The sequence below is a fragment of the Micromonospora sp. NBRC 110037 genome (assembly GCF_001652995.1).
In the GTDB taxonomy this organism is placed as follows: Bacteria; Actinomycetota; Actinomycetes; order Mycobacteriales; family Micromonosporaceae; genus Micromonospora; species Micromonospora chalcea.
Map to the genome: position 1 here is coordinate 36,636 of NZ_BBVA01000010.1, position 21,277 is coordinate 57,912.

At 73.3% G+C, this 21,277-nt stretch carries 24 protein-coding genes and 3 tRNA genes; 6 read left to right on the forward strand and 21 right to left on the reverse strand.

Features of this window, described 5'->3' with window-relative positions:
* The first annotated feature begins 163 nt into the window (after positions 1 to 163).
* Positions 164 to 601 (forward strand): ArsI/CadI family heavy metal resistance metalloenzyme, encoded by a 438-nt coding sequence (locus A4R25_RS25480; RefSeq protein ID WP_043327526.1) that lies wholly within the window; start codon positions 164 to 166, stop codon positions 599 to 601.
* A gap of 50 nt (positions 602 to 651) precedes the next feature.
* Here the strand turns inward: A4R25_RS25480 and A4R25_RS25485 are convergent, their stop codons facing one another.
* From A4R25_RS25485 to A4R25_RS31590, 3 genes are all read right to left on the reverse strand, one after another.
* Positions 652 to 1,236, reverse strand: a complete 585-nt coding sequence (locus A4R25_RS25485) for an N-acetyltransferase (RefSeq protein ID WP_064448344.1) — start codon at positions 1,234 to 1,236, stop codon at positions 652 to 654.
* A 51-nt stretch (positions 1,237 to 1,287) separates the two neighbouring features.
* Positions 1,288 to 2,274, reverse strand: coding sequence for a hypothetical protein (locus A4R25_RS25490; protein WP_231915633.1), 987 nt, complete (start codon positions 2,272 to 2,274; stop codon positions 1,288 to 1,290).
* 147 nt (positions 2,275 to 2,421) lie between these two features.
* A complete protein-coding gene (locus tag A4R25_RS31590) occupies positions 2,422 to 3,657 on the reverse strand; it encodes an NAD(P)-binding domain-containing protein (protein WP_197494968.1) in 1,236 nt (411 codons plus the stop codon).
* An 80-nt stretch (positions 3,658 to 3,737) separates the two neighbouring features.
* Between A4R25_RS31590 and A4R25_RS25500 the strand changes: the two genes are divergently transcribed.
* A complete protein-coding gene (locus tag A4R25_RS25500; protein ID WP_064448345.1) occupies positions 3,738 to 4,634 on the forward strand; it encodes a LysR family transcriptional regulator in 897 nt (298 codons plus the stop codon).
* 63 nt (positions 4,635 to 4,697) lie between these two features.
* Here A4R25_RS25500 and A4R25_RS25505 read toward each other — a convergent pair.
* From A4R25_RS25505 to A4R25_RS25540, 8 genes are all read right to left on the reverse strand, one after another.
* Positions 4,698 to 4,771, reverse strand: a tRNA-Phe gene (locus tag A4R25_RS25505).
* Positions 4,772 to 4,847: 76 nt separating this feature from the next.
* Positions 4,848 to 4,921, reverse strand: a tRNA-Asp gene (locus A4R25_RS25510).
* A gap of 33 nt (positions 4,922 to 4,954) precedes the next feature.
* Positions 4,955 to 5,027, reverse strand: a tRNA-Glu gene (locus tag A4R25_RS25515).
* A gap of 143 nt (positions 5,028 to 5,170) precedes the next feature.
* Complete coding sequence (locus A4R25_RS25520) at positions 5,171 to 5,956, reverse strand: polysaccharide deacetylase family protein (protein WP_043327523.1); 786 nt, start codon at positions 5,954 to 5,956, stop codon at positions 5,171 to 5,173.
* A 75-nt stretch (positions 5,957 to 6,031) separates the two neighbouring features.
* Positions 6,032 to 6,979: a MerR family transcriptional regulator gene (locus A4R25_RS25525; RefSeq protein WP_064448346.1), complete on the reverse strand. Its 948-nt coding sequence runs from the start codon at positions 6,977 to 6,979 to the stop codon at positions 6,032 to 6,034.
* Positions 6,969 to 7,562: an isopentenyl-diphosphate Delta-isomerase gene (idi, locus tag A4R25_RS25530; protein ID WP_043327521.1), complete on the reverse strand. Its 594-nt coding sequence runs from the start codon at positions 7,560 to 7,562 to the stop codon at positions 6,969 to 6,971. The genes A4R25_RS25525 and idi overlap by 11 nt, the downstream gene beginning before the upstream one ends.
* Entirely contained in the window at positions 7,559 to 9,040 is a 1,482-nt protein-coding gene (gene crtI, locus A4R25_RS25535; protein ID WP_197494969.1) for a phytoene desaturase family protein, read from the reverse strand. Before crtI ends, idi begins: the two co-directional genes overlap by 4 nt.
* A 29-nt stretch (positions 9,041 to 9,069) precedes the next feature.
* Positions 9,070 to 10,224, reverse strand: a complete 1,155-nt coding sequence (locus A4R25_RS25540) for a polyprenyl synthetase family protein (RefSeq protein WP_064448348.1) — start codon at positions 10,222 to 10,224, stop codon at positions 9,070 to 9,072.
* 64 nt (positions 10,225 to 10,288) lie between these two features.
* On the opposite strand from A4R25_RS25540, the gene A4R25_RS25545 reads away from it, so the two are divergent.
* Complete coding sequence (locus A4R25_RS25545; protein WP_064448349.1) at positions 10,289 to 11,215, forward strand: phytoene/squalene synthase family protein; 927 nt, start codon at positions 10,289 to 10,291, stop codon at positions 11,213 to 11,215.
* The gene (locus A4R25_RS25550; protein ID WP_064448350.1) at positions 11,212 to 12,534 is read left to right on the forward strand and encodes a deoxyribodipyrimidine photo-lyase; all 1,323 of its coding nucleotides are present in this window, start codon (positions 11,212 to 11,214) and stop codon (positions 12,532 to 12,534) included. Before A4R25_RS25545 ends, A4R25_RS25550 begins: the two co-directional genes overlap by 4 nt.
* 360 nt (positions 12,535 to 12,894) lie before the next feature.
* Here A4R25_RS25550 and A4R25_RS25555 read toward each other — a convergent pair whose 3' ends face one another.
* Positions 12,895 to 13,995: a serine hydrolase gene (locus A4R25_RS25555; protein ID WP_064448351.1), complete on the reverse strand. Its 1,101-nt coding sequence runs from the start codon at positions 13,993 to 13,995 to the stop codon at positions 12,895 to 12,897.
* A 92-nt stretch (positions 13,996 to 14,087) separates the two neighbouring features.
* On the opposite strand from A4R25_RS25555, the gene A4R25_RS25560 reads away from it, so the two are divergent.
* Positions 14,088 to 15,572 (forward strand): NAD(P)/FAD-dependent oxidoreductase, encoded by a 1,485-nt coding sequence (locus tag A4R25_RS25560; protein ID WP_064448352.1) that lies wholly within the window; start codon positions 14,088 to 14,090, stop codon positions 15,570 to 15,572.
* 4 nt (positions 15,573 to 15,576) lie between these two features.
* Here A4R25_RS25560 and A4R25_RS25565 read toward each other — a convergent pair whose 3' ends face one another.
* From A4R25_RS25565 to A4R25_RS25575, 3 genes are read right to left on the reverse strand one after another with little or no spacing between them, the layout of a single operon-like run.
* Complete coding sequence (locus A4R25_RS25565; protein WP_064448353.1) at positions 15,577 to 16,341, reverse strand: crotonase/enoyl-CoA hydratase family protein; 765 nt, start codon at positions 16,339 to 16,341, stop codon at positions 15,577 to 15,579.
* 40 nt (positions 16,342 to 16,381) lie between these two features.
* Positions 16,382 to 16,807: a PIN domain nuclease gene (locus A4R25_RS25570; protein WP_064448354.1), complete on the reverse strand. Its 426-nt coding sequence runs from the start codon at positions 16,805 to 16,807 to the stop codon at positions 16,382 to 16,384.
* Positions 16,804 to 17,013: a type II toxin-antitoxin system VapB family antitoxin gene (locus tag A4R25_RS25575; protein WP_064448355.1), complete on the reverse strand. Its 210-nt coding sequence runs from the start codon at positions 17,011 to 17,013 to the stop codon at positions 16,804 to 16,806. The genes A4R25_RS25570 and A4R25_RS25575 overlap by 4 nt, the downstream gene beginning before the upstream one ends.
* A 110-nt stretch (positions 17,014 to 17,123) precedes the next feature.
* Here A4R25_RS25575 and A4R25_RS25580 point away from each other — a divergent pair, with 110 nt between their 5' ends.
* Positions 17,124 to 17,975, forward strand: coding sequence for a Rieske 2Fe-2S domain-containing protein (locus tag A4R25_RS25580; RefSeq protein WP_064448356.1), 852 nt, complete (start codon positions 17,124 to 17,126; stop codon positions 17,973 to 17,975).
* Position 17,976: 1 nt separating this feature from the next.
* Here the strand turns inward: A4R25_RS25580 and A4R25_RS25585 are convergent, their stop codons facing one another.
* The 6 genes from A4R25_RS25585 to A4R25_RS25610 form a co-directional block, all read right to left on the reverse strand.
* A complete protein-coding gene (locus tag A4R25_RS25585) occupies positions 17,977 to 18,987 on the reverse strand; it encodes a LysM peptidoglycan-binding domain-containing protein (protein ID WP_064448357.1) in 1,011 nt (336 codons plus the stop codon).
* A 15-nt stretch (positions 18,988 to 19,002) separates the two neighbouring features.
* Entirely contained in the window at positions 19,003 to 19,434 is a 432-nt protein-coding gene (locus A4R25_RS25590; protein ID WP_064448358.1) for a hypothetical protein, read from the reverse strand.
* A complete protein-coding gene (locus A4R25_RS25595; RefSeq protein WP_043327510.1) occupies positions 19,431 to 19,904 on the reverse strand; it encodes a TadE/TadG family type IV pilus assembly protein in 474 nt (157 codons plus the stop codon). Before A4R25_RS25595 ends, A4R25_RS25590 begins: the two co-directional genes overlap by 4 nt.
* Entirely contained in the window at positions 19,901 to 20,371 is a 471-nt protein-coding gene (locus tag A4R25_RS25600; protein WP_064448467.1) for a TadE family protein, read from the reverse strand. Before A4R25_RS25600 ends, A4R25_RS25595 begins: the two co-directional genes overlap by 4 nt.
* Entirely contained in the window at positions 20,371 to 20,580 is a 210-nt protein-coding gene (locus tag A4R25_RS25605; RefSeq protein ID WP_013283462.1) for a hypothetical protein, read from the reverse strand. Before A4R25_RS25605 ends, A4R25_RS25600 begins: the two co-directional genes overlap by 1 nt.
* Positions 20,581 to 20,603: 23 nt before the next feature.
* The coding region (locus A4R25_RS25610; protein ID WP_064448359.1) for a type II secretion system F family protein at positions 20,604 to 21,277 on the reverse strand (674 nt) is incomplete at its 5' end.

Consider the following 21,277-nt stretch of genomic DNA (forward strand, 5'->3'; position numbering starts at 1 on the left):
TACCCGGTACCAGGCCTAGGTGCCGCGCCGCTCGGAGCCGGACGCAGATCTCCGACGCCGAGGCGCCGGCAGCGCTTGTTTCGACATTTCTCTAGGTTGACAGACTTCAAAGCAGAGGGCAGGGTGGAGTCTGCTTCGATAAACATCTAGACAGGGAGTTCACATGTCCCGCGTCCAGCTCGCCCTGCGCGTGTCCGACCTCGAAGGCTCCGTCGCCTTCTACAGCAAGCTGTTCGGCGTCGAGCCGGCCAAGCGCCGCCCCGGCTACGCCAACTTCGCGGTGGAGAACCCGCCGCTGAAGCTCGTACTCCTCGAAGGTGAGCCCGGCCTGCCGACGGTGATGGACCACCTCGGGGTCGAGGTGGCCACCACCGGCGAGGTGAACGCCGCGACCAGCCGGCTCACCGAGTCCGGCCTGATCACGCTGGAGGAGAACGACACCGAGTGCTGCTACGCGCTCCAGGACAAGGTCTGGGTGCGCGGCCCCGGCGACGAGCCGTGGGAGGTCTACACGGTCAAGGCCGACTCGCCGCAGCTGGAGAAGGTGACCGAGAGCGCCTGCTGCGCCTCGGACACCGCGGAGCAGCCCGCCGGCGTCTGAACGGCGGATCCCCACCGGCGTCTCCGCCGGTGGGGATCTCTGTCGTACGGTCAGGTACGGCGATTCCGCATGACCCAGGTGGGCAGCGGCTCCGCGAAGGCGTGCACCACCTCCCAGCCGGCGCGCCGGTACACCTCGACGTTGTCCGGGTTGCTGGTCTCCAGAATCGCCGGCAGGCCGTCCGCGGCGGCCCGGTCCAGCCCCACCCGCATCACGGCGTGGCCCCACCTGCGGCCGGCGTGGTCCGGGTGCGTACCCAGCACCCCCAGGTACCAGAACGGCGCCGACGGCAGCGCGGCGTGCACCGCCTCGTCGTAGGCGCGGACGCGGTGCAACACGTCGGCGGGAAGCCGGGCGGCGAGATCGTCGTCCGGCGGGGCGCTCCCGGATGCCGGCGGCTCCCAGATCGCCACCGACGCGCCGTGCCCGATCGTCCAGATCGTCTCCTTGTGCACCCGCTTGTCGAACAGGTGCCCGAAGAAGACGGCCGCATAACGCGCATAGGTCGCCTCGTCGGGGAACAGGTGCCGCAGGACCGGATCCTTGGTGAACGCCGCGACCAGCGACGTGACGACCTGGGCGCGGTCTTCCGGCGTCGCAACGGTGATCTCAGGCCCTGTCACAGCGTGCAACATATCGTGCGGCCGAGGCGCGGGGCGTCCCTCGCGGCGTGAGCCGGCCGGCGACTACCGTGCCTCGGCGAACCTCAGCCGCCTGAAGGCCTCGACGTAGACGAACCGCTTGCCGTCCGGAGAGAAGCTCGGGTGGTACGCGCGCTCACCGTCGGCGATCCGCGTCTTCTTCCCGGTGTCGACGTCGACCGACCACACGCCGCCCACGTGATCCGACGCGACGGCGGCGATCACCGACCTGCCGTCCGGCGACACCGCCAGGTCGGCGAGCCCGGGAAGCTCCGCGAGGAACCTGGCCGTGGCCGATCCGACGTCCCACTCGGTCAGGTGCCAGGTGAAGTCAGACGGATACACCTCGACAGGCAGCGGCAACCTGCCGAGGGTGTCGGGTGCGGTGATGAAGAACAGCCGCTCACCCATGGTTGCCGGCGACCGCACCAGCACCATGGACTCGCAACCCGTATCACTGCCACTGAGGTTGAAGGTTGTCCCGTCGACCGTCACCGGAGAGGGGAACTCAGACGCCTTCCCGTCAGCGAGCAGCTGGATTCCCCCCGGCCCGCACTTCCGGCGCGCCTGCACATATCCCCTGCCGTCACCGTTCACGAGTGCGGCACCGGCGAGGAAGCGCGTCGACGCCAGAGGCTCGAACGTCTTGTCGGCCGGCGAGTAGGTGAGCAGCTCCGTTCCGTCCCAGCCGCATTCGAGGGCCACCCCGAGGTCGCCGTCGGGGTCGGCGAACAAGAAGCTGAACAAGCCCGCTTCGCAGGCGGGCACCGCCGGGGCGCGCGTGAGAACGGCTTCCTCGCCGCTCCCGTCGGGCCGCTGCCGCCACACCTCGGCTACTCCCGAGCCCGAGGTCGAGGTCACCTCCCGCAGGTAGTAGACCCAGCCGTCGGCGGCCCACACCGGATGGAACAGGGAGACGGAATCCAGGAGCCCCGAGATCCGGCCGCACCCGCCCACCAGGATCACGGCCAGTACGAGGACCGACGTCAGAGCCGTACGCAGCGTCCGCACATGCGACCTTCTGGTGCTCACCTGCCTCATTCCGTCCGTCACTCAGCGGGCTCACCGTAGGCGCCGCCGCCGTTGCCGGGGACCGTACACCCGTTAGGTACTCAGGGTGGCGACCTGTGCCGGCCGTGGATACGGCCAACCGACCGGGAAGCGCAATCGTCGCGACACCTAGCGGGACCGGACCACGGCCGTGACCTCGACCTCGAGCACAGCGCCCGGCAGGAAGAGCCTGCTGACCTCGACAGTCGTGCTCGCCGGCGGCGGTGTGCCAGGGAAGAGCCGTCGCCGGACGGCCGCGTACGCCGACAGGTCAGCCAGGTCCGTCATGAACGTGCGGACGTGCAGCACGTCGTCGAAGCTCGCGCCGTGCGCCGCGAGCACGCCGCCCACGATCTCGAAGATCCGTTCGGCCTGGGCGCCGGCGTCTCCGGGGGCCACCACCTCGCCGTCGTCGTCAACGGCGACCTGTCCGGCGAGCATCAGCAGCGCGCCGCCGCCGACATCGATCCGGGCGACGTGCGCGAAGCGGTCGCCGAACGGGGCCGCGACGGATTCGGGGTTGTCCAGGGTGAGGCGCATCGGCGTCCCTTCGCAGAAGTCGGGGGAGACGAGGGAGGAGAGATCGGCGTCCTGGTCCGGCGCGGCCCGCATCAGGTCGAGGGCGGCCTCCAGCACGGGGGCCGGCACCGGGCGGCGCAGCGCCAGCCGGGCATCCTTCGCCGCCATCGTGACTGCGAACGAGGCGCCCGAGGCTGTGGCCCGTCCGACCGCGCCGCCGAGGGCCCCACGGTCGAGCACGTCGAGGGCGGTCTGCCTGTCGACACCGAGCGCTGCGGCGACAGCCAGCGCGTCGTGCAGCGCGGCGACAGCCGTCACCAGGCCCGTGTTCGCGACGAGTTTGACGGCGGCACCTGCGCCGATCGGACCGCAGTGACGGACCGTCCCGAGCTGCCCCAGCACCGGAGCCGCCCTCTCCACGGCATCGGCAGGGCCGCCCGCGAAGATCACCAGCGTGCCGGCCCGGGCGGCGTTGACGCTGCCGCCGACGGGGGCGTCGAGGAGGTAGACGCCCGCCGGAAGCCGGCCGGCCACCGCTCGGACTTCGTCCGGCCCGATCGTCGACATCTGCACCACGACCGTCCCGGGTCGGAGCGCGGTGGCGGCGCCGTCCGGCCCGAACAGCACCGTCTCGACCGCGCCGGCGTCGGCGAGCATGACGACGACGACCTCGACTCCGTCGACCGCGGCGGACGGGCTCGCGGCCACCGTCGCGCCGACCGCCGCGAGCGGCTCCGAACGCTCCGGGCTGCGGTTCCACACTCTGACCCGGTTGCCGCCGGCCAGGAGGCGGCGCGCGATCGGCGTACCCATGTGCCCGGTCCCGAGGACCGCGATGATCTTCACGCGGTAACGCTAGGCCGGTGAAAGCAATGCGACAAACGAATGTCTTGCATGCCTGCCATGCGTGATTACCATGCCTGCCCATGGAGACTCAGCTGCTGGAGGTGTTCCGCACCGTCGCGCGGCACGGCTCGGTCACCACCGCCGCGCGCGCCCTCAGCTTCACCCAGTCGGCTGTCTCCCGGCAGATAGCCGCGCTCGAGGCCGACATCGGCGCCCGGCTCTTCGACCGGCTGCCCCGCGGCGTCGCCCTCACCGAGGAGGGACGAGAGCTGCTCCCGCACGCCGAGGCGGTCCTCGACCGGCTCGCCGCGGCCCGGCGTGACCTCGACGACCTGCGTGGGCTCGGCCGAGGGCGGCTGCGTGTGGGCGCCTTCCCGACCGCTGTCGCGGCCCTCGTACCCCGGGCGATGGCGTCGTTCCGCTCGGCCTACCCGGAGGTCTCGCTTTCGCTGGTCGAGGGCGTGACGCCGCGGCTGCTGGAGCGCCTGCTCGCCGAGGAGGCGGATGTGGCAGTGGTCAGCACCTCGCCCACGGGCGAGCTGGACCGCGAACGATTCGACCTGCGACACCTGCTCGACGAGCGGCTCCTGGTCGCGGTCGCGCGTGACCACCGGCTGGCGCGCCGCCGCTCGGTGCGCCTGGCGGACCTCGCCCCGGAAGCGTTCGTCGTGGGCTCGGCCACCGCGGAGAACAGCCTGCTCCGCGCAAGCCTGCCCAGCGGTTTCTCGCCGCGCATCGACATCGTCGCGGCCGAGTGGACCGGCAAGCTGGGATGCGTCGCCGCCGGGTTGGGGGTGGCCCTGGTTCCGGCCCTGGCGGTACGCGGAACCCCGCCGGACATCGCACTGCTCCGCCTGCACCCGGACGACGAGTCGGTACGGCAGATATTCGCGGCGACCGTGCGGGGCAGGACGCCGCCGCCGGCGGTCACGCACTTTCTCGAGCATCTGCGGGCGGAGGCGGCCCATCTGGGCTGAAAAGCAGAACGCCGACCTGCGTATCCGCTGGTCGGCGTTCCTGTAGCCCGGCGAAAGGCTATGTGGCCAGGGGCGGGGTCGAACCGCCGACCTTCCGATTTTCAGTCGGACGCTCGTACCAACTGAGCTACCTGGCCGTGGTGCTCGGCACATGCTACCGCACGAGCCGATACGCAGAACGCCGCGCATTGAGCTGCGCGGCGTCAGCGCTTGCGGTCCTGACGGGACTTGAACCCGCGACCTCCGCCTTGACAGGGCGGCGAGCACTCCAACTGCTCCACAGGACCTGGCTGGTGTTGCATCCGGCGCGAGCCGGACCGTGCCCCCAACGGGATTCGAACCCGTGCTACCGCCTTGAAAGGGCGGCGTCCTGGGCCGCTAGACGATGAGGGCGGCCCCGCCATCATTGCACACTCGCAACTTCAAGCGGACTTGCTCCCATCCGGCCCCGCCGGAGGCAGGAGAAGCATATGTCATGTCTGCACGGACGGCCAAACCGGTATGGGCATGGCCGCGACGCCGGGCAAAACCGCAGGTCAGGGTAGTCGCGCGATGCCGTACCGCCGCTTCAGGTCCGGGATCAGGTGCCGGCACGCGGCCATCGTCTGGGCCCGGTCACCGCCCGCGTCGTGCATCAGCACGATCGAGCCGTTCCGGGTGGCGCCCTTCACCCGCTTGATGATCGTCTTCGCCGGCGGGTGGTCCCAGTCCTGCGGGTCCACGCTCCAGTGCAGCGGGCGCAGGCCCATCTGCCGGGCCACCACGATCTCCTCGGCGGTCCACCGGCCGCCGGGCTGGCGGAACCAGGTGATCGGCGCCTTGGGCGCGGCGGCGCGGATGGCGTCGTTGGTCCGTTCCAGGTCGGCCCGGATCTCGGTGGCCGACCGCCGGCCGAGGTTCACGTCGTGGTGCCAGCTGTGGTTGCAGAGCTGGTGACCCTCGCGGACGATCCGGGCCACCAGCTCCGGGTAGCGCTTGGCCTGCTGGCCGACCACGCAGAACGTCGCGGTGACCCGGGCCGCCCGGAGCTGGGCCAGGATCTGCGGGGTGTAGCGGGGATCCGGTCCGTCGTCGAAGGTGAGCGCCACCCCGCTGCTCCCGCTGGCCCGGTGCAGGCCCGCCGGGAGCTTCTTGGGCACCGGGCGCAGCTTCGGCTTCCTGGGGGTGGCGGTCGGGGTCGGTGAGGGCTTCGTCACGGGCGACGGCGACGCCGAGACCGACGGCGAGGCCGCCGCCTGATCGGGTGACTTGCCGGCTTCGCCGCAGGCGGTGACGAGGAGCACCAGGCCCAGGGCGAGCGCCGGCAGGGCGCGTGGACGCATTCGTCGCTCCCGGAGGGGTCGGGGTCAGACGGACTTTCCGACCGTAGTGGACGCGCCCCGGAGCGAAAAGGGCCGTCAGCCCTTCGTCGACTGGTCCAGCGAGTCCCGTACCGCCAGGGCGAGGGAGAGCGCCTCGGCCAGATCCACCGGCCGGACCACCCCGGCCGGCAGCGAGTCGGCCCGCCAGCCGGGCCCGGCGGCGAGCACCAGCAGCGGCCGGCGGGGGACGGTCAGCAGCGCGGTGAGCTGGCACGGGTCGGCGGTCGCGCGGGTGTGCGACCAGAGGACCACGGCCGCCGGCCCGGTCCGGTTGACCGCCTCCACCAGGGCGGGCAACGGCACCCGGGCGCCGAGCATGCGACAGCTCACACCGGCCTCCGCGAGCGCGGCGGCGAGCGCCTCCAGCGGCAACGAGTGCTGTTCCTCGTCGGCGCAGGAGAGCAGGATCCGGGGCGGTCCGCCGTTCGGGTGGGCCCGGATCACCGTGGCGAACGCCACCGAGACGCACCGGGACATCAGGTGTTCCACCTCGATCAGGCCGGCGGTGGCGGCGTGCCGTTCCCCGATCCCGGTGAGCACCGGCCGGAGCAGCCCCTCCCAGGTCGCCACCACCCCGTCGGCGGCGAGCGCCTCGGCGATGGTCCGCGCGATGGTCACCGAATCCAGGCGCATCGCGGCACGGGCCAGCCCCCGTGCGGCGGGGCCGGCCCGGCCGACCGGGATGGTCGTGCCGCCGCCGTCGCGTACCGCCGAGGTCCGTGCCTTGAGCGCGAGCCGGTCCGGCGGCGGCACGGCCGGGGCCTGCCGGGCCCAGCGGGCCGCCTCGGCGGGCGCCACCCCCTCGGTGGTCAGCCGGCGCATGATCTCCAGGCGGGCGAGGTCGGCGGGCGTGTAGCGCCGGTGGTGGCCCGGCACGTGCTCGCTGGGACCGAGGCCGTACCGCTGGTGCCAGGTGCGCAGCGTGGTGACCGCCACACCCAACCGGCGTGCCACGGCCCCCGCGCTCAGCGCCTCATCGGCCACCCGACCGCTCCGGTGCCTCGGAGGCCGCGACGCCCGGCCGGGCCGGGCCCGCCGGATGCAGCAGCCGGTTGACCACGCCGCCCAGCCACGGGGCGTACGCGCGGGGGTCGGCGTCCAGGTCGGCCACCACCGCGCCGGGGTCGGCCCAGCGCAGCTCGGCCACCTCGTCCGGATCGGGCCGCGTCACCAGGTCGGCGGGTACGTCGGCGCGCAGCACGTGGTCGTACTCGAACTCGACGCGGCCGGTCGCCGGGTCCTCGGCGTAGTAGATGTAGACGCCCACCTCGGTGAGCTCGACCGGGCCGACGCCGAGTTCCTCGCCGAGCCGCCGGTTGGCGGCCTCGGTCAGCGACTGGCCCGGCAGCGGGTGCCCGCAGCAGGAGTTCGCCCAGCGCAGCGGGAACCGCGTCTTCACCGCGGCCCGCTGCTGCAGCAGCACCCGCCCCTGCGGGTCGACCAGGAGCACCGAGAAGGCCCGGTGCAGCCGGCCGGGTGGCTGGTGGGCGGTCGCCACGGTGGTCTCGCCGAGCACCTGCCCGTCGTCGCCGACCAGCTCGACCAGGTGTTCCTCCCGCTCGCTCATGCCGTCGCCCCGGTGATCCGGGCCGCCGCGAGCTTGCCGCTGATCAGCACCATCGGTACCCCCACGCCCGGCTGCGTGCCGGAGCCGACGAAGACCACGTTGTCCAGCTTCCGGTGCAGGTTGGAGGGGCGGAACGGCCCGGTCTGGAAGAGTCTGTGCGCGGCGGCGAACGGCGTGCCGGCGGCCATGCCCTGTGCCGCCCAGTCGGCCGGGGTGACGGCCCGCATCACCTCGATGCCGTCGCCGAAGCCGACGTATCCGCGTTCCTCCAGCGTGCCTACGAGCTGGTCGGCGTACCGCTGGGTGAGGTCGCCCGTCCAGTCGAGCGGCGCCCGCTCCAGGTTCGGCACCGGCGCCAGCACGTAGTAGGTGTGCTTCCCGGCCGGCGCCACCGACGGGTCGGTGCGGCTCGGGTTCGTCACCAGCAGCGACGGGTCGGTCATCAGCTCGCCTCGGCGGATCACCTCGTCGAACGTCCCCTTCCAGGAGCGCCCGAAGTGGATGTTGTGGTGGGCGATCTTGCCATAGCCCTGCGTCGAACCGATGTGCAGCACCACGCAGGACGGCGAGTAGGTGAGCTTGCGTTGCCGGCTGGGCGGCAGCAGGTCCTCGTAGGCGACCGGCAGGTCGGGGTTGAGCACCACCGTGTCGGCGGGGACGAAGTCGCCGTCGGAGGTGATCACGCCGGTGGCGCGGCCGTTGGCGGTCTCCACCCGGGTCACCGTGGTGCCGTACCGGAACTGCACGCCGTGCTTCTCGGCCGCGCCGGCCATCCCGCGGGAGACCGCGTGGATGCCGCCGCGCGGGAAGCAGACACCGGCCACCGAGTCGAGGTACGCGATGACCGCGTAGATCGCCAGCGCGTCGTGCGGCGACAGGCCCGCGTACATGGCCTGGAAGGAGAAGATCCGCTGGGTACGCGGGTCGCGGAAGAACTGGTTGATCTTCGTCTGGAGCCGCCGGAAGGCGCCGTTGGCGAACAACTTCAGCAGGTTGCCGGTGAGCAGGTCGGTCGGCGCGTCGAGGTTGCGCTCGATGAAGTCGGCCCGTTCCCACTGCCACAGGTTGCGGGCGTAGTCGACGAAACGCAGGTAGCCGTCCGCCTCCCGGGGACCGCAGACACGCGCGATCTCGGCCGCCATCCGGGTGGTGTCGGTGATGACGTCGAGCGTCGACCCGTCCGGGTAGTAGGCGCGGTACGCCGGGTCGAGCGGGCTCAGGTCGAGCCAGTCGGTCAGCTCCTCGCCGACCGCGCCGAGCGCCTCGGCGATCAGGTCGGGCATGGTGAGGACGGTCGGGCCGGTGTCGAACTCGTACCCGTCGACGCTGAGCCGCCCGGCGCGCCCGCCGGGCACCGGCTCGCGCTCCAGCACCGTCACCTGCCGGCCGCTGCCGGCCAGGTGCAGCGCGCACGCCAGCCCACCCAGCCCGGCGCCGACCACCACCACCCGGTCGGTCCGTCCCTTGACGGTACGCATTCCGGCCCCCTTGCTCGCGAAGTTGCTCATCATGCCCGCCGTGCGGTGGCGGCGGTGGCGAGACCCGTCAGCGCGGTGCGCGCGGTCTCGTCGATCGGTGCGGTGCCGAGCGCGGCGAGCGCCTCGGTGACCCGGTCGGCGATCATCCGTTCCACCCGGGCGGTGGCGCCGGTGTCGCGGACCACGTCGGCCAGCCGGTCCACGTCGCGTGCCGTGGTGACCGAGCCGGCCCGGTCCAGCGCCCGGCGCTGCGCCGGGTCGGCGAGCTGCCGGGCCAGCATCAGCAGGGCGGTCGGCTTGCCGGTACGCAGGTCGTCCCCGGCCGGCTTGCCGGTGGTCTCCGGGTCGCCGTAGACGCCGAGCAGGTCGTCGCGGAGCTGGAACGCCTCGCCGACGGCCAGCCCGTACCGGGTGTACGCGGCGATGAGCGGGTCGTCCGGGTCGGTGCCGGCCAGGCAGGCGCCGAAGAGCAGCGGCCGCTGGACGGTGTAGCTGGCGGTCTTGTACCGGGCCACCCGTAGCGCCCGGTCGACTGTCCAGTTCCCCGCGTCGTTCTCGCCGAGCACGTCCAGGAACTGCCCGGCGACCGTCTCCACCCGCATCTGGTCGTAGCAGCGGCGCACGTCGAGCAGCCGCTCGGCGGGGACCGCCGCGTGGCCCAGGAGCCGGTCGGCCCACACCATGCAGAGGTCGCCGATGAGTACGGCGACCGCTTCGCCGTACCGGTCGGGGTCGCCCGCGTGCCCGGCGGCGCGGTGCCGGGCGGCGGCGGCCCGGTGCGCGGTCGGCAGCCCGCGCCGGGTGTCGGAAGCGTCCATCACGTCGTCGTGCACGAGCGCGAACGTGTGCAGCAGTTCGAGGGCGGACAGGGCCGGGAGCACCGAACACATCGGTTCCTCCCCGCCGACAGCGCCCCGCCATCCCCAGTACGCGAACGTGGGCCGGACCCGTTTGCCGCCGGCCAGCACGCAGTCGCGCGCGGTTGCGGCGAATGCACCCATCGCTGCGTCGATCTCGGTCAGCGAATCGACTTCCGCGGCCAGGAACGCCACCAGCGTCTTATCGACCCCTTTGATCAGGTCTTTCGTGAACGCGGCCAGTACGCCGCGGACCGGATCGTCCGTCGCCCCGGCCTGAGCCGGCGCGACGCGGAGCGCATTACCCGCAACTGCGTCGTTGGCCATGTGGGCGAGCGTACCCTAGGGTTACGAGTTGCGTCGATTGCTGCGTCGAAACTGAGGAGGGCCGATGGACGTGGATCTGGCCGCCGCCTATGACCGCTGCCGCGAGCTGCACCGGCGTCACGGCCGTACCTACTATCTCGCCACCCGGCTGCTCCCCGCCTGGAAACGGCGACATGTGCACGCCTTGTACGGATTCACCCGCTACGCGGACGAGATCGTCGACCGCACCGAGGACCTGCCGCCCGCCGAGCGCGCGGCCCGGCTGCGCGAGTGGTCGGATCGATTCGTGGCCGGGCTGCACGGCGCGTCGGTCGACGACCCGCTGCTCCCCGCCGTGCTGCACACCATCGCCGTGTTCGACCTGGACTGCGACGACTTCGCGTCGTTCCTGCGCAGCATGGCGATGGACCTGACGGTGATGTCGTACCCGACCTACGACGACCTGCTCGACTACATGGAGGGCTCGGCCGCCGTCATCGGCACCATGATGCTGCCGATCCTGGGCAGCTCCGACCCGGCCGCCGCCCGGGAGCCCGCCCGCCAGCTCGGCTTCGCCTTCCAGCTCACCAACTTCATCCGGGACGTCGCCGAGGACCTCGACCGGGGCCGGACCTACCTGCCCGACGAGGATCTGGCCAAGTTCGACGTCACCCGCGCCGACCTCGTCGCGGCCAAGGCCGCCGGTCGCACCACGCCGCGCATCCGCGAGCTGATCGAGTACGAGGTGACCCGCGCGCAGGCCCACTACCTCGCCGCCGCGCCGGGCATCCCGCTGCTCAACCCCGCCTCGCAGGCGTGCATGCGCACCGCGTACGCGCTCTACGGCGGCATCCTGGACGAGGTCGCCGCGCAGGACTACGACGTCTTCGTCCGCCGGGCCCTGGTGCCGCAGCGGCGCCGGATGGCGGTGGCCGCGCGGGCGCTGCTCACCCCGCCCGGCACGCCGGTTCAGGTGCCCGGCCCGGCGCTGGAACCGGCCCTGGCCGGATGACCGGCCGGACGGCGGTCGTGCTGTTCACCCGCGACCTGCGGGTGCACGACCACCCGGCGCTGGCGGCCGCCTGTTCCGCGTTCGAGCGGGTGGTGCCGCTCTACGTGCTCGACCCGGAGTTGCAGCAGCTCTCGCCGAACCGCACCCGCTTCCTGCACCAGAGCCTGGCCGACCTGCGCGAGGCGCTGCGCAAGCGCGGCGGCGACCTGGTGATCAGGCGCGGCGACCCGGTGGCCGAGACGGTGAAGCTGGCCCGGAAGGTGGGCGCCGAGGGCGTCGGGCTCTCCGCCGACGTCAGCCACTACGCCCGCCGCCGGGAACGCCGCCTGCGCGCCGAGTGCGACCGGCACCGCATGTTCCTGCGGTTGTTCCCCGGCCTGACGATCGTCGAGCCGGGCGCGCTGCGCCCGAGCGGCGGCGACCACTACCGCGTGTTCAGCCCCTACTTCCGCGCCTGGCAGGGCGTGCGCCTGCGGGACGAACTGGCCGCGCCGAAGCGGGTCCGGCTGCCCGACGGCGTCGACCCGGGCCGCCCGCCCGACCCGCCGAAGGGCGACAGCCCGGCCGCCGCCGTGGGCGGGGAGAACGCCGCCCGCCGCCGGCTCACCGCCTGGCTGCCCACCCTCGACCGGTACGACGACATCCACGACGACATGGCCGGCGACGAGACCTCCCGGCTCAGCCCGTACCTGCGCTTCGGCTGCGTCTCCCCGCTGGCGGTGGCGACCCGGGCCGGCGACCGCGACGGCCCGTTCGTCCGGCAGCTCTGCTGGCGCGACTTCTACCACCAGGTCGTCGCCGGATTCCCGGACCTGTCCACGGCCGCCTACCGGCGGGGCGCCCGGGAGGACTGGCGGTACGACGAGCACGCGCTCGACGCCTGGACCGAGGGACGGACCGGCATGCCGATCGTGGACGCCGGCATGCGTCAGATGCGCGCCGAGGGCTGGATGCACAACCGGGCCCGCCTGATCACCACCGGCTACCTGACCAAGCACCTCGGGCTGGACTGGCGGCCCGGCCTGGAAGTCTTCTTCCGGTGGTTGCTCGACGGCGACCGGGTCAACAACTCCGGCAACTGGCAGTGGGTGGCCGGCACCGGCAACGACACCCGGCCGTACCGCGGCTTCAACCCGGTACGGCAGGCCGAGCGCTACGACCCCGACGGCGCGTACGTGCGGCGGTGGGTGCCGGAGCTGGAATCGGTGGCGGGCAAGGCGGTGCACCAGCCGTGGCGGCTGCCCGACGCTGTGCGTCGCACGCTCGACTACCCGCCGCCGCTGGAGGTGCCCGGCGCCGACCCGGTCTGGCTCCGCTGACGCCCTCGCCTCTCGCCGCGCGTCGCCCGCGCACGAGCGCGAACGTCACACGAGCCCAACGTCGCTGGCGCACAGCCCGCGCGGGTCGCGGCACGGCGCCCACGATTACTGCGGGTGACTGCACCTCTAGCCCGCGCCATCCACCTCCGGCCGACTTTGCTCTGCAGCCATATCCGCACCCGTTGCGGAACGTGACCGGTGCGGGCCTCTCGCGGATTTCGGACCTAGCGGAAATCCGCTGCTCAACTCGGTGCTGCGCCAATGGGTGCAGAGCAAAGTCGGAAAAGGGGAAGCCAGGCGCGACTGCCGGCCGAATGCGCTGCGTGACGACGCGCCGGAATTACAGAACGTGACCGACGGTCAGAGGCAGGAGTGCAGCGCCTCGACCAGCTCCTCTACCCGATCGTGGTCGGCCAGCCGGGCGGTCGCGTACGCGAAGGTGTAGCCCCGCTCCGGGTCGGCCCAGGCGCTGCTGCCGCCGATCCCGCCCATGCCCCAGCTGCCGTCCGGCTCCCACTGCATGCCGAGCGTCCAGTCCACCGGCCGGTCCAGCAGCAGGTCCGGCCCGGAATACTGCACCCGCGTCGCCTCGGCGACCAGCTCCGGGCTGAACAGACGTACCCCGTCCAGGGTGCCGCTGGCGAGCAGGCCCGCGTACAGCCGGGCGAGCCCGGCGGCGGTGGCGTGCAGGTTCACCGCCGGGATCTCGGCGGCCCGCCAGAGGTCGCTGTTCACCATCGCGACGTCGCGCCCGCCGGGCGGGTTGTCCAGCGCCCGCGCCCGCAACGAACCCGGCTCGCCGCGCATCGCGTCCGGCCAGGCCGGATCGGCGTACGACAGGTCGGCGCACCGCCGCCGGTCGGCCTCACCCAGCCCGAAGGCCAGGTCCAGGCGCCACGGACCGGCGATCTCCTCGGCCAGGAACCGGCCCACCGGCCGCCCGTCCACCCGGCGGACCAACTCGCCCACCAGGTGCCCGTACGTCCAGGCGTGCTCGCCCGCGACGGCGCCCGGGTCCCACTCCGGCTCGGCCGCCGCCAGGTCGGCGCAGAGCAGGCCCCAGTCGGCGATGGCCGCGGCGGGGCGGGGCACCGGGAAGGCGGGCAGCCCGGCGGTGTGGGCGAGGACCTGCCGGACGGTCGCCGGGGTGCGGAACTCCGGCCAGTACGCCGACACCGGCGTGTCCAGGTCGACCCGGCCCCGGTCGACGAGCAGCAGCAGACAGAGCGCCACCACCGGCTTGCCGGTCGAGTAGACGTCCACGAGCGTGTCCGGACGCCACGCGCGGTCCGCCCCTGCCATCGGTGCGACCGCACTGGGCGGGACCGCCGCCGCCGTGCCGCCCATCAGCTCGATCACCGGTACGCCGTCGTGCCACACCGCGAGCGACGCGCCGGTCTCCCGGCCGGTGACGAACAGGTCGTGGAAGCAGTCCCGGACCGGGGTGAAGCGCGTGTGCATGCGGCCACGGTAGGCGGTCGCGTTCGTGACGAGCGCGGGAATTCGGGGCCGGTGCGGTGGCCGGTGTCCCGAAGGTACGGAATGCTTGCGGAATGGCGGAGCCGGAACAGGTTGACGTAGTAGTGGTCGGGCTCGGCGTCGGCGGCGAGGAGGTGGCCGGACGGCTCGCCGAGGCCGGCCTCACAGTGGTCGGCATCGAACGGGACCTGGTCGGCGGCGAGTGCCCCTACTGGGGGTGCGTGCCGAGCAAGATGATGATCCGGGCGGCGAACGCGCTGGCCGAGGCGCACCGGGTCAACGAGTTGGCCGGGTCCGCCCAGGTGCGGCCGGACTGGGCGCCGGTGGCGAAGCGGATCCGCGCCGAGGCCACCGACACCTGGGACGACAAGGTGGCGGTGGACCGCTTCACCGGCAAGGGCGGCCGGTTCGTCCGGGGCAGCGGGCGGCTCGACGGCCCGAACCGGGTACGCGTCGGCGACCAGGTGTTCCCGGCCCGGTACGGCGTGGTCCTCGGCACCGGCACCCGGCCCTCGGTCCCGCCGATCGACGGGCTGGCCGACACGCCGTACTGGACGAATCACCAGGCCATCGAGGTAGAGGAACTGCCCGCGTCGCTGCTGATGCTCGGCGGCGGCGCGATCGGGCTGGAACTCGCGCAGGTCTTCGCCCGGTTCGGCGTGCGGGTGACGGTCATCGAAGCGGCCGACCGGGTGCTCGCCGTCGAGGAGCCGGAGGCGTCAGCGCTCGCCGCCGACGCGCTGCGCGCCGACGGGGTGGAGATCCACACCGGGGTCAAGGCCGGCTGGGTCGGCCACGACGGCGGCGCGTTCACCGTGTACGCCGACGGCGCCGAGTTCACCGGCGAGAAGCTGCTCGTGGTGACCGGCCGCAAGGCGCACCTGGAGGAGTTGGGCCTGGACACGGTCGGGGTGGACGCCGGGCAGCGCTACCTGCCGGTGAACGACCGGATGCACGTCACCGACGGGATCTGGGCGGTCGGTGACCTCACCGGTGAGGGCGCGTTCACCCACATCGCCATGTACCAGGCCGGCATCGTGGTGGCCGACGTCCTCGACCACATGCGGCGTACCAAGGGCGGCCCGGACGCCAGCGGCACCGCGAGCGTGGTCGGCGGCGCGGCCGGTGTGGTCAGCTCGGTCGGCGGCGCGATGAGCGCGGGCGGGTCGAGCGTCGCGCCGGGCAGCGTCCCGGTCGCCGACTACCGGGCGCTGCCCCGGGTCACGTTCACCGACCCCGAGGTCGGCGCGGTCGGCCTCACCGAGCAGCAGGCCCGCGAGCGCGGCGTCAACGTCCAGGTCGGATACGCCGATCTCACCTCGTCGGCCCGGGGCTGGATCCACAAGACCGGCAACGCCGGGTTCATCAAGCTGGTCGCCGACGCCGACCAGGGCGTGCTCATCGGGGCCACCTCGGCCGGACCGGCCGGCGGCGAGGTGCTCTCCGCGCTCGTCGTGGCGGTGCACGCGGCGGTGCCGATCAGCCAGCTCCGGCACATGATCTACGCGTACCCCACGTTCCACCGGGCCATCGAGGACGCGTTGCGCGCCCTGAAGTGACGCCTCAGCCGGCCGGCGCACCGTGGCGGCCGGCCCCGGCGGCGAACCGGCCGGCCCCGCGTACCCCGTCCACCGCCAGCGACTCCATGCCGTAGGCCAGCTCGGTGGCCATCGCCTCCGGCTCCGGCCGCCCCGCGCCGTCCAGCACCGCCGCCCGGTCGTTGCGCAGGCACGTCTGCGGATGCCCGGCGATCGCGGCGGCCAGCTCCTCGGCCGCCGCGCGGGCCGCACCCGGCGCGACGAGCCGGTTGACCAGACCCATCGCGTACGCCTCGTCGGCGCCGACCGGGCGTCCGGTGAGGATCAGGTCCATCGCCCGGCTCTCGCCGATCAGCCGGGGCAGCCGGACCGTCCCGCCGTCGATCAGCGGTACGCCCCACCGGCGGCAGAACACGCCGAGCGTCGCGTCCGACTCGGCGATACGCAGGTCGCACCAGAGCGCCAGCTCCAGCCCGCCCGCCACCGCGTACCCGGAGATCGCCGCGATCACCGGCTTGGACAGCCGCATCCGGGTGGGGCCCATCGGTCCGTCCCCCTCGGGCTCGACGCGGTTGCCGCGCGGCGTGCCGACGGCCTTCAGATCGGCGCCGGAGCAGAACGTGCCGCCCGCGCCCCAGAGCACCGCGACCGCCGCGTCCGGGTCGGCGTCGAACGCGCGGAACGCGTCGGCGAGCGCTCGTGCGGTCGGCCCGTCCACGGCGTTACGGGCCTCGGGCCGGTCCAGGATCACAGTGGTCACGGCACCGGCGTGCTCGACGCGTACCCCCATGGGCTCAGCATGCCCGCGACGGCGCTGCCGTGGCTACGCCCTATTTGATCGAGCCGGGTCGGGTCAGCCAGCGCATCGGCTGGCCGGTGACGGCGCCGACCTGGTCGAAGTCCCGGTCGTAGTGCAGCAGCGAGAGGCCGTGGTACTCGGCGGTGGCGGCGATGAGCAGGTCGACCGCGCCCGCCGAGCGGTGCGTCCCCCGCACGGTCAGCTCGCCCTGGACCTCGGCGGCGCGTTCGTAGATCCGGTCCGGCATGACCACCCAGCCGAAGGCGGCCCGGAGCTGCTCGGTCAGGCGCGTCCGGTCGGCGACCGACCGGGCGGTGTAGAGGAATTCCAGCTCGACCAGCGGGCACACGGCGAGCAGACCCGCTGTCACCTGCTGTTCCCAGCGAGCCAGCACGTCGGGATCACGCAGGAGCCGGACGAGGGCGCTGGTGTCGATCAGGTAGTCGGCCAGCTTCACGAGCGGTAGGCGCCCTTGTCGAGCAGTTCGTCGAAGTCACCGGCCTGCCCGCGCTCGGCCAGGTCCGCCAGCGCCCGGGCGCGGCGCAGTCTCGCCGCGCCCTCGCGGAGAGCGACGTTCACCGTGTCCTTCTTGGTCTTCGTGCCGAACGCCTCGGCGGCATCCGCCAGCGCCTCGTCGTCGACGTCCACCAGGATCTTGGTCATCGCGGCTCCCTATATACGATCAGCAGCCTGAGTATATCCAGCGCGGAGGTCGTGCGAGGGAATTCCGGGGCGTCCGGTTTGGGGGCTCTCCTGCCGGGAAGTCGGAACGGGTGCGCGAACTACTGACGAAGATCGAACAGGCCACCGGTCTCGACCGGGTGGGTGACCGGTTGCAGCGCGCCGTCCAGGGCACGTTGCGTTCCCAGCGGGTACGCGACGCGCTGCACGGCGTGTGGCTCGGCCATCCGCTGCACCCCGCGATGGTGCAGGTGCCGGTCGGTGCCTGGATCTCCGCCGCCGTGGTGGACCTGCTGCCCGGCCAACGCCGGGCCGCCACCGCGCTGGTGGGTCTCGGTACGGTCAGCGCGCTCCCGGCGGCGGTCGCGGGGCTCAACGACTGGGCCACGCTCTCCCGCGACCAGCGCCGGATCGGGCTGGTGCACGCCGCAGCCAACACGGTCGGCCTGGCGCTGTACGCCGGTTCGCTGGCGGCCCGCCTCAACGGGCGGCACGGCCTCGGCCGGGCGCTGTCCTACCTCGGTCTGTCCGCCGCCAGCGGTGGCGCGTACCTGGGTGGGCACCTCGCGTACAAGCAGGGCGCCCAGGCCAGCCAGAGCGTCTCCGAGCTGCACCTGATCAGCGACGGCTGGCACCGCGTCGGCGACCTGAGCAGCCTGCCCCGGCACGAACTGGTCACCAAGAAGATCGACGACGTCTCGGTGATCCTCTACCGGGACGGCGACGACGTCACGGTCATGCTGGAGCGCTGCCCGCACCAGAGCGGCCCGCTCGGCGAGGGCACTGTGGAGCAGATCGACGGCCACGCCTGCGTGGTCTGCCCCTGGCACGGCAGCGCGTTCCGGCTCAACGGCGGCGAGGTGGTGCACGGCCCGGCCGCGAACGACCAGATCGTGCTCCCCACCCGCGTGGTGTCCGGCCGGGTCGAGGCCCGGCTGCCCTGACTCAGTCCCGCCGGTGCCGCCCGCTGGAACCCGCGCGGGCGGGCACCGGCCGCTTGCGCAACCCCAGCAGCGCGCCGATCTGCGCGCCCACGATGCTCGCGACCGCCAGCACCGCCGAGATGGCGAGCGGACGGTTGATGCCCTCCTCGGCGGTGGGCCGGGACGCACCCGCCGACATGGCCGGCGGCTGACCGACCGGCGCCTCCACGGTGGGCGTCGCGTCCCGCGGGGTGGGCTTCGGCTTCGCCTGCGGCGCGCTCGACGACGCGCCGCCGCCACCCGGCTTGACCGGTGCGGTCTGGGCCGGCTTGGTCACCACCAGCCGCCCGGTGGCGTGCCGCCGGGCGCCGGAGTCCGTCGCGCCGTCCGGCAGCGTGATGAGCTGGCCGGGGCGGATCCGGTCCGGGTCGGCGAGCCGGTTCAGCCGGGCCAGCTCCTTGTACCTGTCGAAGTCGTCCAGGTAGCGGTCGGCCACCTCACCCAGGTAGTCGCCCTTCGCCACCCGGTACACGGCCGGGTCGTCCGCCTTCGACGCGACCGGGGCCGGCGGCGCGACCCGGCTCGGCGCGGTGACGGCAGAAGCGGCGACCGCCGGCTGCGGGGCGGTCAGCGCGGCGGCGCTCGCCGCGGCCGGGCTCGCGGCCAGGATCAGCGCGACCGAACCGACGAGCGCGGCTGCGGCCTTCTGCTGGCGGTGCATGCCGGGCAGCTTCGGCGCCGGCCGGCGTACCGCAGCCGCGAGCAGCTCCACCACGACGGAGAACGCGAACGTGGCCCAGCCGAACCAGCCCACCACCGCCAGCGCGCGCAGGAACAGTTGACCGTCGTCGCGGCTGGTCAACGTCGTACCGATCTCGGCGAACGTGGGCAGGTGATCCGGCAGCGGGTTGCCGGCGAACGCCAGCAGCGCGACCGGCCCGCCGGCCAGCACGCCGACGAGCACGACGAGGGCGCCGAGGCCGGTGAGAACCTGGCCGGCGCGGCGGACGGGGGAGCGTCGGGGTGCGCCCATGGCGGCCTTCCCTTCCTACGGTGGGCCGGTGAGCGCCCGAGCGGTGGCCTCACCGGTGACGGTGGCGGTGTTCTGCACGCCGAACAGACTCAGCAGGTCCCGGCTGTAGGTGATCTGCACGCTCACCCGGATCTGGGTCTCGGCGCCGACCACGGGGAAGTCGACCTCGTGGTCCTGGACGCCGCCCGCCGCGTCGAGGTAGGCGGCGACCGCGGCGCGGGCGGCGACCTGGTCGATCTGCTTCGGGCCGCCCTCGATGGCCCGCGCGCGGTCGATCATCTGGCCGCCGGCGCGGGCCGCCTCGGCGGCCAGGTTGTCCGCGCGTTGGAGCGTGCGCAGCTGGCCGGCGCCGTCGTAGGCGAGGCTGATGATCGCCAGTACGCCGGTCATCGCCACGGCCAGGAAGAGACTCACCCGGCCGCTCTCCGCCGCGCGCCGCCCGGTCATCCGCGACTCCGGTAGGTGTCCAGCGGCGAGGTGAACCTCGCCGAGACGGTCTTGCCGCCCGGCACGCCGGGCAGGCCGGGCGCGCTCAGGTCGTCGAAGGAGACGGTGCAGGTCACAGTGACCGTCACGGTCGCCGGCACGCCTGCGGCGCTCGCGTACGCGGCGGCGAAGCTCGTCGTCGTACCGGCCACCGAGCCCGCGAGGTCGAGCTGGGGTGGACCGGAGCAGTTCAGCCCCGCCCAGCCGAGCTGGTTCCGGGCCGCCTCCTCGGCGGCCTCCGCGCCGTCGTCGGCGTTGCGGGCGAGCGAGGCGGCCCGGGCGGCGTCGTGCGCGGCCGACTCCACCGCCTCGTCCGCGATCGCGGTCCGCCCGGCGACCCCGGCCAGCACCATCAGCCCGATGAAGGCGGGCGCGAGCACCGCCACCTCGATCGAGACGGAACCCCGGTCCCGCCGCGGCCCGGCGCTCATCCGGTGGTCCAGCGTTCGGCCGGGCCGTGCGCGGTCTGCGTGACCGCGAACGAGACACCCGGGATGACCGACAGGGAGCGCCCCTGCACCGTGCAGGTGACGGCGGTGGCGCTCTCGACGCACGTCGGGCCGGTCTGCTCCCAGTCGACCAGCCAGTCCCCGGACTGCTGCAGGAAGCTGATCGCCCGCTCCCGGCCGGCGTCCGGCCCGGCGTCGATCGTGCGCTGGGCGTTCACACCGGTCTGCGCGGCGTTGAGCGCCGTGGACCGGGCCACGAACCAGACGGCGACCTGGATCGAGCCGAACAGCATCACCAGGATCACCGGCATCACCACGGCCAGCTCGACCGGATTGGCGCCCCGCTCGCCCTCGGCCAGACGGGCGCGCAGAGCAGCGGCGATCCGCCCCGGACCGGGCGGACCGGCGGGCGCCGGCCGGCTCCGGACCGTACGGGCGGGGCGGGGCATCACGGGGCCTGCGGCGCCGTGTTGTTCGGGATGGCGTTCATCCAGTTGTTCGCCTTGGCCAGGGCCAGCCCGGTGACCGCCATGGCCACCGCGACCAGGCCGAAGATGATCACCGCGGTCGGCACCGGGCTGTCGCCGCGCTCGGAGTCCCGGCGCAGCTCGGCGAGGCGGGTGCTCACCGCCACGTACAGGTAGGCGTAGAGGTGCATGGTCGTCTCCTTCTCGATGGGGTTCACAGACGGGCGAGGAACGGATAGACGGCGAAGCCGAGCAGGACGAACACCAGCAGCGAGCCGGGGATGTCCAACTTGCTGGTGACCCCCTCGGCCCGGGCCAGGTTGTCGGTACGGATCTGGTCGCGCAGCGAGTCGGCACGGGACCGCAACGTCTCGTGCACCTGGGCGCCCTCGCTGCCGGAGGAGCGCATGATCGCGCCCACGTCGCCCAGCTCCGGGATGCCGATCCGGTCGGCCAGCTCCTGCAACTCGTCCCAGGGCGAGTGCATCTGGAGCTGGGCGAGCCGCAGCGCCTCCCGGATCCGGTCGAAGACCCAGCCGTCGCAGACCGCCGCCGCGCGTTCCAGCGACTGCACCGGGCCGTGCGCGGCGGACAGCTGCAGCGCCACCAGGTCGAGGTAGGTGCAGACCGCCTGCCGGAACTCGTCCCGGGCGGCGTCGGCGTTGGCGAGGACCGAGCGGTGCGCGAGCAGTCCGGCGCCGAGCGCCAGACCCAGGCTGGCCACCACCGGCACGGCCAGCGGCAGCGCCACCCCGCCGACGAAGAGCACCGCCGAGGCGACCGCCGGGGTGGCGAACCCGACGAGCGCGGAGAGCAGCACCGACAGCGCGTACTGCTCGGGGGTGCGGTCGAGCAGGGCGAGCTGCCGGTGCGGCGGGCGCAGCCAGC

Excerpts from the sequence above, each read along its gene's own strand:
- A4R25_RS25480 (WP_043327526.1), top strand. The coding sequence starts at position 164 with ATGTCCCGCGTCCAGCTCGCCCTGCGCGTGTCCGACCTCGAAGGCTCC.
- A4R25_RS25555 (WP_064448351.1), bottom strand. The coding sequence starts at position 13,995 with ATGCACACGCGCTTCACCCCGGTCCGGGACTGCTTCCACGACCTGTTC.
- A4R25_RS25565 (WP_064448353.1), bottom strand. The coding sequence starts at position 16,341 with ATGGGGGTACGCGTCGAGCACGCCGGTGCCGTGACCACTGTGATCCTG.
- A4R25_RS25585 (WP_064448357.1), bottom strand. The coding sequence starts at position 18,987 with ATGGGCGCACCCCGACGCTCCCCCGTCCGCCGCGCCGGCCAGGTTCTC.
- A4R25_RS25545 (WP_064448349.1), top strand. The coding sequence starts at position 10,289 with ATGGACGTGGATCTGGCCGCCGCCTATGACCGCTGCCGCGAGCTGCAC.
- A4R25_RS25560 (WP_064448352.1), top strand. The coding sequence starts at position 14,088 with ATGGCGGAGCCGGAACAGGTTGACGTAGTAGTGGTCGGGCTCGGCGTC.
- A4R25_RS25595 (WP_043327510.1), bottom strand. The coding sequence starts at position 19,904 with ATGAGCGCCGGGCCGCGGCGGGACCGGGGTTCCGTCTCGATCGAGGTG.
- A4R25_RS25520 (WP_043327523.1), bottom strand. The coding sequence starts at position 5,956 with ATGCGTCCACGCGCCCTGCCGGCGCTCGCCCTGGGCCTGGTGCTCCTC.
- A4R25_RS25600 (WP_064448467.1), bottom strand. The coding sequence starts at position 20,371 with ATGCCCCGCCCCGCCCGTACGGTCCGGAGCCGGCCGGCGCCCGCCGGT.
- A4R25_RS25575 (WP_064448355.1), bottom strand. The coding sequence starts at position 17,013 with ATGACCAAGATCCTGGTGGACGTCGACGACGAGGCGCTGGCGGATGCC.
- A4R25_RS25485 (WP_064448344.1), bottom strand. The coding sequence starts at position 1,236 with ATGTTGCACGCTGTGACAGGGCCTGAGATCACCGTTGCGACGCCGGAA.
- A4R25_RS25605 (WP_013283462.1), bottom strand. The coding sequence starts at position 20,580 with ATGCACCTCTACGCCTACCTGTACGTGGCGGTGAGCACCCGCCTCGCC.
- A4R25_RS25550 (WP_064448350.1), top strand. The coding sequence starts at position 11,212 with ATGACCGGCCGGACGGCGGTCGTGCTGTTCACCCGCGACCTGCGGGTG.
- crtI (WP_197494969.1), bottom strand. The coding sequence starts at position 9,040 with ATGCGTACCGTCAAGGGACGGACCGACCGGGTGGTGGTGGTCGGCGCC.
- A4R25_RS25540 (WP_064448348.1), bottom strand. The coding sequence starts at position 10,224 with ATGGCCAACGACGCAGTTGCGGGTAATGCGCTCCGCGTCGCGCCGGCT.
- idi (WP_043327521.1), bottom strand. The coding sequence starts at position 7,562 with ATGAGCGAGCGGGAGGAACACCTGGTCGAGCTGGTCGGCGACGACGGG.
- A4R25_RS25590 (WP_064448358.1), bottom strand. The coding sequence starts at position 19,434 with ATGACCGGGCGGCGCGCGGCGGAGAGCGGCCGGGTGAGTCTCTTCCTG.
- A4R25_RS25500 (WP_064448345.1), top strand. The coding sequence starts at position 3,738 with ATGGAGACTCAGCTGCTGGAGGTGTTCCGCACCGTCGCGCGGCACGGC.